General features: G+C 27.7%; 10 protein-coding genes and 3 tRNA genes. 11 read left to right on the plus strand and 2 right to left on the minus strand.

Going from position 1 to position 16,809, the window contains the following annotated elements:
* Positions 1-289: 289 nt before the first annotated feature.
* The 3 genes from FD728_RS02675 (at position 290) to FD728_RS02685 (ending at position 738) form a co-directional block, all read left to right on the plus strand.
* Positions 290-363 (plus strand) — tRNA-Arg (locus tag FD728_RS02675).
* Between the two features lie 106 nt (positions 364-469).
* A tRNA-His gene (locus FD728_RS02680) sits at positions 470-542 on the plus strand.
* 122 nt (positions 543-664) lie between these two features.
* Positions 665-738 (plus strand) — tRNA-Pro (locus FD728_RS02685).
* 115 nt (positions 739-853) lie between these two features.
* Here FD728_RS02685 and hemD read toward each other — a convergent pair.
* Both hemD and hemC read right to left on the minus strand, forming a co-directional pair.
* Positions 854-1,594, minus strand: coding sequence for a uroporphyrinogen-III synthase (gene hemD / locus FD728_RS02690; protein ID WP_159934578.1), 741 nt, complete (start codon positions 1,592-1,594; stop codon positions 854-856).
* A 30-nt stretch (positions 1,595-1,624) separates the two neighbouring features.
* Positions 1,625-2,533, minus strand: a complete 909-nt coding sequence (gene hemC, locus FD728_RS02695; protein WP_159934580.1) for a hydroxymethylbilane synthase — start codon at positions 2,531-2,533, stop codon at positions 1,625-1,627.
* Between the two features lie 310 nt (positions 2,534-2,843).
* Here hemC and FD728_RS02700 point away from each other — a divergent pair, with 310 nt between their 5' ends.
* From FD728_RS02700 to rmuC, 8 genes are all read left to right on the plus strand, one after another.
* Positions 2,844-5,018, plus strand: a complete 2,175-nt coding sequence (locus FD728_RS02700; RefSeq protein WP_159934582.1) for a class I adenylate cyclase — start codon at positions 2,844-2,846, stop codon at positions 5,016-5,018.
* Between the two features lie 185 nt (positions 5,019-5,203).
* Positions 5,204-5,287 carry a lipoprotein gene (locus FD728_RS04795; RefSeq protein WP_159934834.1) on the plus strand — a complete coding sequence of 28 codons (84 nt, stop codon included), beginning with the start codon at positions 5,204-5,206 and terminating at the stop codon, positions 5,285-5,287.
* Positions 5,288-5,379: 92 nt separating this feature from the next.
* Positions 5,380-6,204 (plus strand): diaminopimelate epimerase, encoded by an 825-nt coding sequence (gene dapF, locus FD728_RS02710; protein WP_204162626.1) that lies wholly within the window; start codon positions 5,380-5,382, stop codon positions 6,202-6,204.
* A 318-nt stretch (positions 6,205-6,522) separates the two neighbouring features.
* On the plus strand, positions 6,523-8,664 hold the full coding sequence (uvrD, locus tag FD728_RS02715; RefSeq protein ID WP_159934586.1) for a DNA helicase II: 2,142 nt from the start codon (positions 6,523-6,525) through the stop codon (positions 8,662-8,664).
* A 299-nt stretch (positions 8,665-8,963) separates the two neighbouring features.
* Positions 8,964-9,917, plus strand: a complete 954-nt coding sequence (gene corA, locus FD728_RS02720; protein WP_159934588.1) for a magnesium/cobalt transporter CorA — start codon at positions 8,964-8,966, stop codon at positions 9,915-9,917.
* 542 nt (positions 9,918-10,459) lie between these two features.
* Positions 10,460-11,278 (plus strand): sugar/pyridoxal phosphate phosphatase YigL, encoded by an 819-nt coding sequence (gene yigL / locus FD728_RS02725; RefSeq protein ID WP_159934590.1) that lies wholly within the window; start codon positions 10,460-10,462, stop codon positions 11,276-11,278.
* A gap of 454 nt (positions 11,279-11,732) precedes the next feature.
* The gene (gene metE, locus FD728_RS02730; protein WP_159934592.1) at positions 11,733-14,018 is read left to right on the plus strand and encodes a 5-methyltetrahydropteroyltriglutamate--homocysteine S-methyltransferase; all 2,286 of its coding nucleotides are present in this window, start codon (positions 11,733-11,735) and stop codon (positions 14,016-14,018) included.
* 413 nt (positions 14,019-14,431) lie between these two features.
* Positions 14,432-15,868, plus strand: coding sequence for a DNA recombination protein RmuC (rmuC, locus tag FD728_RS02735; RefSeq protein ID WP_159934594.1), 1,437 nt, complete (start codon positions 14,432-14,434; stop codon positions 15,866-15,868).
* Positions 15,869-16,809 lie beyond the last annotated feature (941 nt).

Raw genomic sequence — 16,809 nt, forward strand, 5'->3', positions numbered from 1 at the left:
ATAATAAGTATAAATATTATTTTAGTTTTGTATTTATTTATTTTTTTAAATCAATTTAAGAGATATATAGAATATATTAATATATGACTTTGATATATATTTTTATTAGGTAATGATTAACTTAGGCATTTAATGAATTATTTAGTAAAAATATATTTATATTGAATCATAGTATATGAAAATGATTACTTAATACATGTTTTAAATAAAAATATTATATATTTATTAAATTATTTCTTAAATTACTTATTACTTTTATCAAAGATTTAATGTATATTTAAATCATTATGCGCCCGTAGCTCAGTTGGATAGAGCGCTGCCCTCCGGAGGTAGAGGTCTCAGGTTCAAGTCCTGTCGGGCGTATCTTTGATTTTAATGATTTTAATGCAAAAAAAATCATAACATATATAATACAATATATTATCATTTAATATATTAAAAATTAATTCTTATAAAAGAAAACATAATGGTGGTTATAGCTCAGTTGGTAGAGCCCTGGATTGTGATTCCAGTTGTCGTGGGTTCGAATCCCATTAACCACCCAAAATTTTGAAAGCAAAATTAAAAATAATAAAGTTATTAATTGTATAAAATCATTTATTATTATATAATGCATAGAAAAATTTATTTATTAAATAATCAATGATTTTATACGATTAATATTCGGCGAGTAGCGCAGTTTGGTAGCGCAACTGGTTTGGGACCAGTGGGTCGGAGGTTCAAATCCTCTCTCGCCGATCATATTTAAGTATGTTATTTATTTTTAATAATATATATATTATTAAATTGTTCTATTGTATTTAAATAGAAAAAGATTTATTATTAACTAAATTAATAATAAATCTAATAGTATTTATTGTAATGCATATATTAATGAGTTGTTATCAGCACCATGAGCTACATCAATATTTCTCCATCCTAATTTAGCAGCTTGAATAGCCAAGCGTTCATTGACTACTAACAATCTACAACGTAACAGCCATTGTAAGCGATCAATCGGAGTAAACATAACGAAAAGTTGTTCTAGCATTTCGCCACTAGTAACTACTAGTGTTGTAATGCCAATATTACGCCATCGTCTACCTTCAATTTTACCATCATAATATTTTTTATGTCTTTGATAACATTCACAATATTTTACTTTTACACCACGCATAACCAACGTTTCAGCTAATAATTCACGTCCTGTATTACCACGTAGAATTAATGCATTTTTACCATTAATTTTTTTTAAACGATTAAGACGAATCAGTTCTTCACTTGATTCTCTCTTATGAGGATAATTTACTTCAAGATTAGTCACATTTTTCATGGCTAGTGCTGTACTACGTCCAATAGCATAATAGTCTAAAAATTTAGGCCAAGATATTATACTATTTTGTAGAGTAGGATTTGCAAAATATACTACTTGTTGTGATAGTAAAAAAACAAGATCACCATGATGTAAAGTTTGTAATCTTTGAGGAAGGTAATGAAGCTCACGACCTGGAGTAAATTGAATTAACGGTAATGCCCATGCAAATTTTCCTATGTTTTTTAGACGTAAAACCAACTCACTAGCTGCTGGTTCTGGACGAGTTATAAGTATACTCATGTTGTGTCCTTGATAAGGATAAAGTTTATTTCAAAAAATATTTGATCCTTTCTTTATCAGCTCTTCAGCTAAAGATATACCCATTTGTTCACCTTCATCGCGTGTTCCTCGTCTTTCACCAATAACTATATTATTGCCATTGGAAAATCCAATAAACCCTCGTAGCCATAAATTATTATTTTCAAGTACAGCAAGGCTACCAATAGGAAGTTGACAGCCCCCTTTTAAACGATTATTCATAGCACGTTCAGCATTTACACACACAGCAGTATCATTATGGTTTAATACTTTTAACAATGTTATTAATTCATTATCATGAATACGACATTCTATACCGATTGCACCCTGACCAACAGCTGGTAATAAAAATTCAGCTGATAATATTTGTCTAATGCGTTTTTCTAAACCTAAACGCTTCAATCCAGCAGCAGCTAAAACAATTGCATCATATTCACCAGAATCAAGCTTATTTAAACGAGTTCCAATATTTCCACGTAATGATCGAATCACTAGATCTGGACGATATGCACTTATTTGGCATTGTCGACGCAAACTAGATGTACCAACGATAGAGAATTGTGGTAATTTTTCAATAGAGTTATAATGATTAGAAACAAAAGCATCATATGGATTTTCTCGCTTACAAATTGTTACTAAACCTAAGTTTTGTGGGAGTTCAACTGGTACATCTTTCATAGAATGAACAGCAAAGTCAGCTCTATTTTTTAATATTGCTAATTCAAGATTTTTGACAAATAAACCTTTCCCACCTACCCTTGGTAAGGGCGTATTAAAAATAAGATCACCTTTTGTGATCATTGGTATTAACTCAATGCGTAATCCAGGATGCGCTGCCATTAAATGTTGTTGAACATATTGTGCTTGGCATAAGGCAAGTGGACTTTGCCTTGTGGCAATTCTAAAAATTTTATCTAGCATAATATGTAATCAGTTTAATCAGTTATAGATAATTTTATTATTTAACAAGTAAATTTATTACATTGAATCTTTTAAAGAAGAATATTAAAGGTAGTTTAATAAATATTAAATTATAATAGTATAAATATGGAGGTATTGTTTAAAAAACCTATGTTTAATAAAAATTTTTAAAATAATAAAACATGTATCTTTTTGTTTTACGAACTTTTTTAAATATTAAGTAAGTTATATCTTAATTTTTAAAATAAAACGTAATAAAATAATTATTTAGAAATAGATTTCCTAACATTATATAATTAGGCGAAATGTCTTGTACCTCTATATTGAGATACTGAAACAAAGACTGGATGCAATAAACCAGTTACGAATTGATCGTGCATTATCTGGGAAAGGACCAGTCTTCCAGCGTTTCTATAGTTTATTACCAACATTATTGCATTATCATCATCCATTAATACCTGGTTATTTAGAAGGTAGTGTTCCTTATGGGGTAAGTTCTTTTACTCCTAATAAAAATCAGCAACAGCAACTTCAGGATTTAGCTGGAGGAAAGCCACTTTATTTGAGTAGTATAGTCAAAGGAGAGAGACCAGTTACCGGTATTTATTCAATGGGTAGTAGTTCATCAGTAGGACAAAATAATATTTCTGACCTAGATATTTGGATATGTCATCAATCATGGCTTGATAATGAAGAACGTTTTAATTTAAAACATAAATGTAGATTATTACAAAAATGGTGTATATCCATGGGCATGGCAGTTAGTTTTTTCTTAATTGATGAAAATCGTTTTCGCAATAATGAGATCGGTAGTCTTAATGAAGAAGATTGTGGCTCAACTCAACAATTTTTATTATTAGACGAATTTTACCGTACTGCTGTACGTATAGCCGGTAAACGTATTCTTTGGAATATGGTACCACATGAAGAAGAATATCATTATGATGATTATGTAATGTCCTTATATTCACAAGGAATTTTAATACCGAATGAATGGCTAGATCTTGGTAGTATTGGTAAATTTTTAGCAGAAGAATATTTCGGTGCTAGTCTTTGGCAATTATATAAAAGTATTGATTCACCATATAAATCAGTCATCAAAACATTATTACTTGAAGCTTATAGCTGGGAATATCCTAATACACAATCATTAGCTATGGATGTTAAACAACGATTACATAATGGAGAAATAGTCTGTTTCGGTCTAGATTCATATTGTATGATGTTAGAACGTGTTACTAAATATCTTATTAGTGTTGATGATATGTCACGTCTTGATTTAGTACGTCGATGCTTCTATTTAAAAGTTTGTGAAAAATTATCTAATAGAAAAAAAGATAAGAAAAATCATTTTAGTTGGCGTCGTAAAATATTAACTCAATTAGTAAAAGAATGGGGTTGGGATAATAATAAGTTAGCAATGTTAGATAATCATGCACAATGGAAAATAGAACAAGTACGTGAAGTACATCATGAATTGCTAGATACGATGATGCAAAGCTATCATAATTTAACTTGTTTTTCACGTCGTAATAATTTAACTATTAGTGCTAGCTCACAAGATATCAATTTATTGACTCGTAAATTATATGCTGAGTTTGAAAAAATACCTGGTAAAGTAACACTAGTAAATCCTCAAATTTCTCTTGATATTTCAGAAAAAAAACTCACTTTTATTTATATTTCAAGTACCACTGTCGATCATGTAGGATGGTATTTATATAATCAATCATTTAAAAATGGACTCATTATAAATCATCAACATTTAGAATATAATAGTTACCTTAATACATTAGTAGCTTGGGCTTGGTTTAATGGTTTACTAACTAGTAAAACTAAATTATATATTAAAGGCAATAATATTTGCGATTTAATACGATTACAGAAATTAGTAAATGATATAATAACTAACTTTCCGCTACACTTGCCTTCTCCTAAACCTCAAGATCTTTATAGTTTATGTGAAATTCGTCATTTAGCTATTATGATTAATCTTGAAGATGATCCGACATTTATTCTTCATAATAAATTGATACATTTTAATTTTTGTAATTTTGATGTATTCAATTTTGGTGAAAAAAAAATATGCTTAATTGGCAGTATTGACTTATTATATCGGAATTCATGGAATGAAGTTCATACGCTTCACTTTAGTGGAGAGCAAGCAATTACAGAAGCGCTAAAAACTATTCTTTGTAAAATACATCAAGAAGCTGCTCCACCTAATACATTAGATGTATTTTGTTATAGTAAACATTTTGGTAATCTCATTCATTCTCGCGTACGACATCTAGTATTAGAATGTATAGAATTACGTTTATTAAGTATGCATCAGGAGCTATGTAGATTTAAAACATTACAGGTAGGTGGACAAATATGGAGTTTATTTTTTGAACGTATTAATGTATCGATAAAAAAAATATCAAACCAAAATTCGATTTCATTGATTCTTGAAGATTATCCGAAACTATTTAAAGGTAATTAAATAACTTAATATTGATGCTTTAAAATTTGATACTTTTTTTAAAAAATTAGTAAAAATTATCTATCTATTATATAATGCTTTTAAAATAAGTTAACTTTTATGAATTTTAATTCATAATAAAAATTATTATTAAGTATAATGTTGAAATATTATTTAATTTAAATCCATTTTAAGAAAAAAATATTATGTATATTTTAAAGCAATTTAATATTATTGTAATACTAATGATTTTAGTAGGTTGTGGTTTAAAAGGACCACTTTATTTCTAGTCAATAAATCAAAAAATAACATCAAATAAAATAAAGATTAAAATAATTAAGCAATTGATTATATTTATATGAGTAATCTAGTGAAACGAAAGATGCAATTTTCTAAGATGCATGGTCTTGGTAATGATTTTATGGTTGTAGATACAATAACGCAAAAAGTCTTCTTTTCACTAGAACTTATTCGTTATTTATCAAATAGGAATTTAGGTGTTGGTTTTGATCAATTACTATTAGTTGAACCACCTTATGATCCAGATGTAGATTTTCATTATCGAATATTTAATGCTAATGGAAGTGAAGTAGCACAGTGCGGTAATGGTGCACGTTGTTTTGCTCTCTTTGTTTTCTTAAAAAAATTAATAAATAAAAATAATATTATTGTTAGTACTCAAACTAGTCGTATGGTTCTCAGTATTATTAATAAAGAATTAGTATGCGTAAATATGGGAGAACCTAATTTTGAACCAAAATATATTCCATTTTATACTAATAAAGTAAAAGATTTTTATCTAATACGTGTTGCAGAAAAAATAGTAAAATTAAGTGTAGTATCGCTAGGTAATCCACATTGTGTAATTCCAGTAGAAAACATAAATAAAGCTCCAGTAAAAATTTTAGGAGCTTTATTAGAAAAACATGAGCTTTTTCCAGAACATGTTAATGTTAATTTTATGGAAATAATAAGTCCTGAATATATTAAATTACGTGTATATGAACGTGGTATAGGAGAAACTAAAGCCTGTGGTAGCGGTGCCTGTGCAGCAGTAGCGTGTGGTATTAATCAAGGAATGTTAGCAAAAAAAGTTCGTGTTGATTTACTAGGAGGAAGCTTATCTATCGCTTGGAACGGAAAAGGTAACCATTTATTTATGACAGGGCCAGCTACACATGTATTCGATGGTTTTATTTATTTATAGAATACTAACTATATTAATAAAAATATTTAATTTAAAAATAATAAAAATATTTTAAAAAATCCTTTATTTCTTTATATATTCCTATTTTATTTTAATACATTAAGCTTAATTTATATTGAATTGAATTCCGTTGTTAATAGAATTTATTAATTCTATTAAGTAATATACATTAAAAATAAATAAGCTTCTTTTAAGTATATTTATAGACTTATTTTATCTAAAATATGTGTAAATATCATAATTAATTTTTAATATTTAATTGTTATTTATATTTATAAATGTATTTAATATTCATCTAAACTGTTTAAAATGGTAATTATGCAAGTTAATGAATTAATAAAAAACTTAAATAATAAACAGCGTGAAGCAGTAATGGCTCCACGTCGTAATATATTAGTATTAGCTGGAGCAGGTAGTGGTAAAACTCGTGTATTAGCATATCGTATTGCTTGGTTATTATCTGTAGAACATTGTTCACCATATTCTATTATGGCTGTTACTTTTACTAATAAAGCAGCAGAAGAAATGCGTAAACGAATTAATTGCCTGATTGGTAATAATAAGATTGGCATGTGGATCGGGAATTTTCATGGTTTAGCTCATCATTTATTACGTATACACCATCTTGATGCAGGTTTACCTAATGATTTTCAAATTCTTGACGAAGAAGATCAATTACGCTTATTAAAACGTTTAATTAAAGATATGAACTTAGATGAAAGAAAATGGCCAGCTCATCAACTAATGTGGTACATCAATGGTAAAAAAGATAAAGGATTACGTCCTAATCATATTACAAATTATCGTAATTTAGCAGAAAAAACTTGGGTATATATTTATGAAATATATCAAGAGACATGTAATCGTGCTGGATTAGTAGATTTTTCTGAATTACTTCTTCGTACTCATGAATTATGGTTAAATAAACCAAAAATACTGAATCAGTATCGTAAACGTTTTTCTAATATTCTAGTAGATGAATTTCAAGATACTAATAATATTCAGTATGCATGGATTAAAATTTTAGCTGGTGATACAGGCCGAGTAATTATTGTAGGCGATGATGATCAATCTATTTATGGATGGAGAGGAGCACAAGTTGCAAATATTCAACATTTTCTAAATGATTTCCCAAATACAAAAACTATTCGGTTAGAACAGAATTATCGTTCAACTAATAATATTTTAAGAGCAGCTAATGCCCTTATAGAAAATAATAACGATCGTCTTGGTAAAAAATTATGGACTGATGGTAGTGATGGTGATTTAATTTCACTTTACTGTGCTCTTAATGAATTAGATGAAGCACGTTTCGTAATTAATTGTATTAAAAAATGGCATGAACATGGTAATATTTTAAATAATTGTGCTATTTTATATCGTAGTAATGTTCAGTCTCGTGTTCTCGAAGAAGCATTACTTCAATTGAGAATACCATACCATATTTATGGTGGAGTTCGTTTTTTTGAACGTCAAGAAGTAAAGAATGTATTAGCATATTTACGATTAATAGTAAATCGTAATGATGATGCTGCTTTTGAACGTGTAATAAATATACCAGCTCGCGGTATTGGTAATCGTACTGTAGAACGCATAAGAGAAATAGCTGGCAATCATAGAATAACTTTATGGCAGGCAACTCAAGATCTATTATACTCTAAAACTTTATTTGGACGCATAGCATATTCATTAAAGTGTTTTTGTGAGCTAATTGATTGCTTAGAAAAAGAAATTATAAATTTGCCTTTACCAGTTCAAACAGAACGCGTGATTCACGATTCTAAATTATGGTGTATGTATGAACAAGATAAAAGTGAAAAAGGTCAAATTCGTATTAAAAACCTTGAAGAATTAATAACAGCTACACGACAGTTTAATTATTATGATGAATGCAATTTTTTCATGCCACTAAAAAAATTTTTATCACATGTAGTATTAGAATCAACAGGAGAACAGGAAAATAAATGTCAAGATGCAGTACAATTAATGACTATACATGCAGCTAAGGGTTTAGAGTTTAGTAAAGTTTTCATCGTCGGAATGGAAGAAGGTATTTTTCCAAGTCAAATGTCGCTTGATAAAGAAGAGTGTTTAGAAGAAGAACGACGTTTAGCGTATGTAGGGATGACGCGGGCAATAAAAAATTTAACTTTAACTTATGCTAAAACACGTCGTCTTTATGGCAAGGAATTTAGTCATCGTCCATCACGTTTTATAAATGAACTGCCAATAGAATATATAGAAGAAGTGAATTTACGTACTAAATCTATATATAAGAATCAAATACAGTCAATTAATAAGGATTTTGTATTAGGTCAGCGTATAAATCATGTTAAGTTTGGTGAAGGCATTATCATTAACTTTGCAGGTAGTGGTAAACATAGTCAGATCCAAGTTGCGTTTCAAAATCATGGAATAAAATGGTTAGTAATTGCATATGCTCGTCTAAAAGGACTTTAGGATATAAGTTATGTAATCTTGACGATTGTTTTATCTAAGCATAATATTATATATATAATAATGGATGACTTTTAGAACTTTCAATTTTAATTAGTTAATCATCTAAATTAGAAAAATAATTCTTAATATTTAATTTTTATTTGTCATATTACCTGAATTAATAAACCTTTTTTTATTAAAAGAATTTTTTTTATTTAAATATTACTCTATATCGTTAATATTAAGTAAAACTAATAGAGGATAAATAATTATATAATAATACATTGTCCTATTTACTAATAATAGTAGGAATGATTGCCATGTTGAGCGCATTTAAACTTGATTGCAGTCTCCTGACTCGTATCGAGCTAGAAGAAAATAAAGAAAAACTTAACATGTCTATATGGATCGATTTAATTGAGCCTAATGATGTCGAACGTGAGTTAGTACAGTCTGAACTTGGCCAAAATTTAGTAACTCGTCCTGAACTAGAAGACATTGAAGCTTCAGCACGTTTTTTTGAAGATGAAGATGGATTACATATTCATTCATTTTTCTTCTTTGAAGATGCAGAAGATCATGCTGGTAATTCCACTGTAGCTTTTACTATAAGAGAAGATCGTCTATATACTTTACGTGAGCGCGAACTTCCAGCTTTTCGTCTTTATCGTATGAGAGCACGAAATCAAACTATGACTGACGGAAATGCATATGAATTATTATTAGATCTTTTTGAAACAAAAATTGAACAATTAGCTGATGAAATTGAAAATATTTATAGTGCTTTAGAAAAACTTAGTCGTGTTATTATGGAAGGGCAACAAGGTAAAGAATATGATGAAGCACTATCACGCTTAGCAGAATTAGAAGATATTGGTTGGAAGGTTCGTCTGTGTTTGATGGATACTCAGCGTGCATTAAATTTTTTAGTACGTAAAACACGTTTACCGAGTAATCAACTAGAACAGGCACGTGAAATTATTCGTGATATTGAATCTTTATTGCCTCATAATGAATCTCTATTCCAAAGAGTGAATTTTTTAATGCAAGCAGCTATGGGGTTTATTAATATAGAACAAAATCGTATTATTAAGATTTTTTCAGTAATGTCAGTAGTATTCCTACCTCCAACTTTAGTTGCTTCTAGCTATGGTATGAATTTTAAGTTTATGCCTGAATTGCAGTGGAGCTTTGGTTATCCTAGTGCTGTTGTTTTAATGTTTCTTTCAGGATTAGCACCCTACTTATATTTTAAAAGAAAAAACTGGTTATAATTTAATTATACGTTATATATTAAATAATATTAAAAATTAATATTTATTCCCCATATGTGTATAAAGATCAGATAAACAATCATTTAAGACAAACAGTAATTATTAAAAAATAAATCAAGTTACCAACCATTACATATTATACTATTATCATAAAAATAAAAATTCAAATAAATTTGATTCTATTCTTATTGCTATTATTTTGAGCTGGTTTATGTTTTTCGCTATTATCAATGCTAAATTTATTTATATTTATTAGTTAGATACCAATTATTTTAATGGAAATATTTTCTTATCTCTAATCAAGAAAAACTATAAGTATTATATATAAATAATCAAAATATCTAGTAAGGTATAATTATCATTTAATAGTTTTATTATTTATATTTTTATACGATAGGATATTTAAGATTTCAGAAAAAAACACATATAAAAATAAATATGATAAGTATTAAATCTAATGATTAATCTCAGGATTATTTTGTTGGTATTAACTTACTTACCTAAAAAAATGTAATTATTAATAATTATTTTCAGAGGTTGAAATGTACCATATTGTTGCATCTGATCTGGATGGTACTCTTCTTTCGCCAGATCATCGATTAACTCCTTTTACTTATATTACTCTTCAAAATCTAGTAGCCCTTGATATACATTTTGTTTTTGCAACTGGCCGTCATTATATTGATGTAGGACAGATACGTGATAAACTTGGAATTCCAGCATATATGATTACTTCTAATGGTGCTCGTGTCCATGATATCAATGGTAAATTAATTTTTAGTCATGATCTTAATACTGATATTGCCAATGAACTTTATTATATAAAGTATGATGATAAATTAATATTAACACATGTTTACAGAAATGATGAATGGTTTATAAGTCGGCATACTCCAGATGAACAAGATTATTTCCCAGAATCAGTGTTTAGATATCAAATATATCAACCTAGTGTTCTACCGGTCGATGGTATAAGTAAAGTGTTTTTTACATGTAAGAATCCATTGCTTTTAAATTCTTTAGAGGAATCAATTCAAACTCGCTGGGGAGACCGTGTTAACGTTAGTTTTTCATTGCCAACTTGTTTAGAAGTAATGGCAGGAGGTGTATCAAAAGGACATGCTCTTAAATCAGTTGCTAAAAATCTTGGATATTCTTTAGAGAAATGTATTGCTTTTGGCGATGGTATGAATGACTTTGAAATGCTTAGTATGGTCGGAAAAGGTTGCATTATGTATAATGCAAATCAACGTTTAAAAGATATGTTACCAACATTAGAAGTTATTGGGAGTAATGCTGATGAAACCGTACCACATATTTTACATAAATTATTTTTAGCTAGCCAACTAAAAAGCAATTGAATTAATTAGTACTATTTAGCAATATCCTATGTATCTATTACATCAATATACTCATTCTAGTTACTAAAAATATAACTTAATATTAGAATAGTATACTAAACTCTATCTAATGCTTTAGATAAATAAATTAAATTTAGAAAAGTATAATTATACTATATAATAATATATTATATGTATTTTAATTACATTTTTTAAAAAATATTTTAAAAGATTATATCTATTATAATAATATTATTTATTATCAATTATTTAGTTAATTTTTTATTAACATTATGAATATAGATATACAGATATTAAGAATAATTTAAAATATATAAGTAATAGATATTTAAAATCTTTTGCTGTAAGGAATATCAATCTTATTATTAATTTTTGCTAGGATTATACGGAGGATTGTTGTAACTATTGTTATAGTTTATGCTGCTGTTATTAAAATTATATTGGAGAATGTTAAATGACGATTTTAAACCACACACTAGGATTTCCAAGAATTGGTTTACATCGCGAACTTAAAAAAGCTCAGGAACGATATTGGGCAAATAAAAGCTCACAGGAAGAGCTTTTAATGGTTGGTCGTGAATTACGTGCTCGTCATTGGCAACAACAGAAAAATGCAGGAATAGATTTTATACCCGTTGGTGATTTTGCATGGTATGATCATGTTTTAACTACTAGTTTAATGTTAGGAAATATACCTTATCGTTATCAGGATAATGATGCTTCTATTAATTTAGATACCTTATTTCGAATTAGTCGTGGTTGTGCACCAACTGGAAAATCAGTTGCTGCTGCTGAAATGACTAAATGGTTTAATACTAATTATCATTATATTGTTCCAGAATTTACTAAAGACCAAGATTTTAAATTAACTTGGACACAACTCCTAGATGAAGTAGATGAAGCTTTAGCTTTAGGATATAAAATCAAACCAATACTACTTGGTCCAGTAACATATTTATGGTTAGGTAAAGTAAAATATCATCAGTTTGATCGTCTATCTTTAATAAATAAAATTTTACCAATTTATAAAGAAGTCTTAATTGAACTTAAAAAACGTTGTATTGAATGGGTACAGTTCGATGAACCTATTTTAGCATTAGAATTACCTCAATCTTGGCGTACAGTCTTCAAACCTACTTATGATATTTTATATGGCCATACTAAATTATTGTTAACTACTTATTTTGAAAGCATTACACAAAATATAGATATAATTCAAACAATGAAAGTACAAGGTTTACATGTAGATTTAGTTAATGGTAAAGACGATATATATTATCTTAATAAACAATTACCACCGGAATGGTTACTATCAACAGGTATTATTAATGGTCGTAATATTTGGCGTGCAGATCTAAGCTCTTGGTTTGAAAAGCTACAACCATTAGTTAATCAACGTAAAAACCTATGGATTGGTTCTTCTTGTTCTTTACTACATACTCCAATAGATCTAAACGTAGAAAAACATCTTGATAACGAAGTAAAAAGTTGGTTTTCTTTCGCAATCCAAAAATGTATAGAATTATCATTATTAAGTAATGCATTGAATAATAATAATAAAAAACTTTTAATTGATTGGAATCTACCACTTAAAACACGTATGACTTCAACAAGGGTACATAATATAGAAGTTACAAAACGTCTAGCACAAATTCAAACAAAAGATATAAAACGTAATAGTCCTTATATCGAACGCACAAAAGAACAACATAAGCGTTTTAAACTACCATTTTGGCCAACTACTACTATTGGTTCATTTCCACAGACTACTGAAATTAGACAATTACGGCTTGCTTTAAAGAAAGGAAATATTAATTTCATTAGTTATTACAATAATATAACTAAACATATTGAACAAATTATTCTTGAACAAGAATTATTAGGTTTAGATGTATTAGTACATGGAGAACCTGAACGTAATGATATGGTAGAGTATTTTGGAGAAAATCTTGATGGTTTTATCTTCACTCAGAATGGATGGGTACAAAGCTATGGTTCACGTTGTGTGAAACCACCAGTTATTATTGGTGATATTAGTCGTCCAAAAGCTATAACAGTTGAATGGACTAAATATGCTCAATCATTAACTAATAAACCAGTTAAAGGAATGTTAACAGGTCCTGTTACTATTTTATGTTGGTCATTTCCAAGAGAAGATATAGATCGTAAAACTATAGCTAATCAAATTGCATTAGCATTACGTGATGAGGTAAAAGATTTAGAAAAAGCAGGGATTGGTATTATTCAGATAGATGAACCTGCATTACGCGAAGGATTACCTCTACATAAATCTGATTGGAAGATATATTTAAATTGGGCTGTTAATGCTTTTTGTCTTACTGCATCAGTGGCACAAAATAATACTCAAATTCATACTCATATGTGTTATTGTGAATTTCATGATATTATGAACGCTATTGCCTCTTTAGATGCTGACGTAATTACTATTGAAACATCACGATCTGATATGGAATTACTCAATTCTTTTAAAGAATTTGCATATCCAAACGAAATTGGTCCAGGTGTTTATGATATTCATTCACCAAATATTCCGAGTGTAGATTGGATAATAAATCTTTTAAAAAAAGCAACTCAAAGCATTCCTAAAGAGCGCTTATGGATTAATCCAGATTGTGGTCTCAAAACCCGTGGATGGGAAGAAACTCGTCAAGCATTAGCAAATATGGTTAAAGCTGCAAAAATATTACGTAATGAAGATGAAAAATTAATATTAAAATAATATATTTTTTAGGACGTAAAACAGTTGCGTCCTATTAATATAATTTGAATAAATTATACAATAATTTTTTAAATAAAATACGATTTAATTATTTATTATTTTTTTTTATAAACTTTTTAATTGATAATTCATTGTAAATGAAATATTACATATTATAAATCTAAGTTAATAACTTTTAAAGTTATTAACTGCTAAATGAAAATTGAGAATTATATTCTTTTATATTAAATAACTTGTAGCACTTATTTATTAAATTTATTTAATAAAAAATAAACAATATTTTTTCTTTAAAAATTTTTAATAAATAATTATAGAGAGGAAATTATTCTTTTTAACTTAAACCAAGTATTAATAAGTGTTATTTTAATATATTATAAGTAATTTTCTCTGTTATGAGTTTAAAATTAGGGATTATGTATCAGCAACTGATTATTAGCATTGTATTAGCAATTATTTGTTTAGGTATTGGGTGGATTATCACTTATTTTCGTATTAGTTATCAACATGCTAGTTTTAATACAGAACGACATTTATTAATAGAAGCACAAAATCAACTACAACAAAATATCAAACAATTACAACATCAATTACAAGAACGTGAACAAAAATTATGTCAATTAAACAGTGCCCTTAGTAATAATCAAGAACTTTTACAACAAATAAACTATTGGCGTAAAGAAAGTGAAAAACTTAGTTGCGAATTACGCAATCAAATAGAAATTAATAGTAAACAGGAAGCAAATTTACGTGAAGTTACTATTCGTTTAGAAGAAACGCGTTTTGCTTTTGAAGAAAAACAACGACTACTTACTGATAGTGAAAGACGTTTAAGTGATCAGTTTGAAAATTTAGCTAATCGTATTTTTGAAAATACTGGACAACGTATTAACGAACAAAATCGACAAAGCTTTAACAGTCTTATTCATCCATTACGAGATAAATTAGATGAGTTTAGACGCCAAATGAATGATAATCTTTGCCAAGAAATACGCGATAGAGATATATTAGTACATGAAATTCATCAATTACAACAGCTGAATTCAAAAATGGCTCAAGAAGCTATTAATCTTACTAAAGCATTAAAAGGTGATAATAAAATTCAAGGGAATTGGGGTGAAGTAGTGCTGAGTCGTGTGCTGGAAAACTCTGGTCTTCGCGAAGGGCATGAATATGAAACTCAAGTAAGTGTACAGTTAGAACAGCAAAGTAGAGTACAGCCAGATGTAATAATTAAGTTACCACAGGGTAAAAATGTAATTATTGATTCTAAGATGACACTCGTAGCTTATGAGCGTTATTTTAACTCTGAAGATGAAGTCATACGAGAAAAAGCTATTCATGAGCATCTTAATGCAATACGTAGTCATATACAGCAATTAAGTCAAAAAGATTATCAACAATTACCTGGATTACGTTCTCTTGATTATATATTGATGTTTATTCCTATAGAGCCAGCATTTTTATTAGCAATTAATAAACAACCTGAGTTGATTAGTGAAGCACTTCAGCAAAATATTATGTTAGTAAGTCCTACTACATTGTTTGTAGCTTTACGTACCATAAACAATCTTTGGCGTTATGAACATCAAAGCCGTAATGCACAACGTATTGCTGAACGTGCTACACGTCTATACGATAAAATACGATTATTCATTGATGATATGACTAATATTGGACATAGCCTTGATAAAGCTCAGAATAGCTACACCTTAGCAATGAAAAAACTTTCTGAAGGTCGTGGTAATTTAATTGCTCAAAGTGAAGCTTTTCGTGCACTCGGCGTTGAAATTAAACGACCTATTAATTCACAATTAGTGGAAGATTCTCATCAAGAAGTAGTCGATATCTAATAGAAGAAAAATTCTGTATATTTATACTATATAGTTTATTGATTTTTTTAATGACATTACTTCTTAAAATTATAGAATATTAATCAAAGGTAATGTTAAATTTAGTTTAATAATTTTATTATAAAATATTTAGAGTGTGTTTCTATAACATAGTTGAGTATTATATTACTAAAAGTTAAGAATGATTAGAAATTTGTTATTAAGGTAATAAAACTAGATATGCTTTCAAAGTATTAATATGAAATTCAAATAAAATTTGATTATGAAAGATTTTAATTAATAAGTTTAATTTATTACATAAAACAGCTAATCATATTTGTCTTAGTGGGAATTTTATATATTAAAAGATTTTTTATCTTCTAAAGGATACTGAGATCAAGGATATTGAAATCAATGTAGTTAAATTATGTTTTTGATAAAGCGTATTTATAGTATTCTTATTCCCAATACTATAAATTTCAATTAGTATTGGGAAATAGTTTCTTATTTTTATTTAGAATAGTAGTATATTACTAGCAATACATAGTATAATTTTATTGAATAAATCCAAATTAAATCTTTTATTTTTATTAAAAGGTTTTTTAAAATTTTAATTAATTTAATTGATTAGTAAATGATTTTAATAAATAGTTATTATCAGTATATACAAATAAATTAATATAATTTTCATATATATTATTTCAATATAAATATTGAAATAATATTACAATTATTATAATATTTGATTTTTATTAACAAAAGTGAAATTAATATTTTTATGGTTTAAAAACAAATAGTTATTTATTTTATCTAAAAATAAATAACTTAATACTTGATTTTATCATTAAATAAAAATATTATTTAATAAAGTATTATTTTCTATAAGGTATTGATACTTAAATAATAAAAAAATAATTCAATTTAAACCATAATACTTAAATATTAATTTTAATAACCAAAAT

Source organism: Pantoea sp. Aalb (assembly GCF_009829985.1).
In the GTDB taxonomy this organism is placed as follows: domain Bacteria; phylum Pseudomonadota; class Gammaproteobacteria; order Enterobacterales; family Enterobacteriaceae; genus SZZU01.

Excerpts from the sequence above, each read along its gene's own strand:
- hemD (WP_159934578.1), bottom strand. The coding sequence starts at position 1,594 with ATGAGTATACTTATAACTCGTCCAGAACCAGCAGCTAGTGAGTTGGTT.
- yigL (WP_159934590.1), top strand. The coding sequence starts at position 10,460 with ATGTACCATATTGTTGCATCTGATCTGGATGGTACTCTTCTTTCGCCA.
- rmuC (WP_159934594.1), top strand. The coding sequence starts at position 14,432 with ATGTATCAGCAACTGATTATTAGCATTGTATTAGCAATTATTTGTTTA.
- hemC (WP_159934580.1), bottom strand. The coding sequence starts at position 2,533 with ATGCTAGATAAAATTTTTAGAATTGCCACAAGGCAAAGTCCACTTGCC.
- corA (WP_159934588.1), top strand. The coding sequence starts at position 8,964 with ATGTTGAGCGCATTTAAACTTGATTGCAGTCTCCTGACTCGTATCGAG.
- metE (WP_159934592.1), top strand. The coding sequence starts at position 11,733 with ATGACGATTTTAAACCACACACTAGGATTTCCAAGAATTGGTTTACAT.
- FD728_RS04795 (WP_159934834.1), top strand. The coding sequence starts at position 5,204 with ATGTATATTTTAAAGCAATTTAATATTATTGTAATACTAATGATTTTA.
- dapF (WP_204162626.1), top strand. The coding sequence starts at position 5,380 with ATGCAATTTTCTAAGATGCATGGTCTTGGTAATGATTTTATGGTTGTA.
- uvrD (WP_159934586.1), top strand. The coding sequence starts at position 6,523 with ATGCAAGTTAATGAATTAATAAAAAACTTAAATAATAAACAGCGTGAA.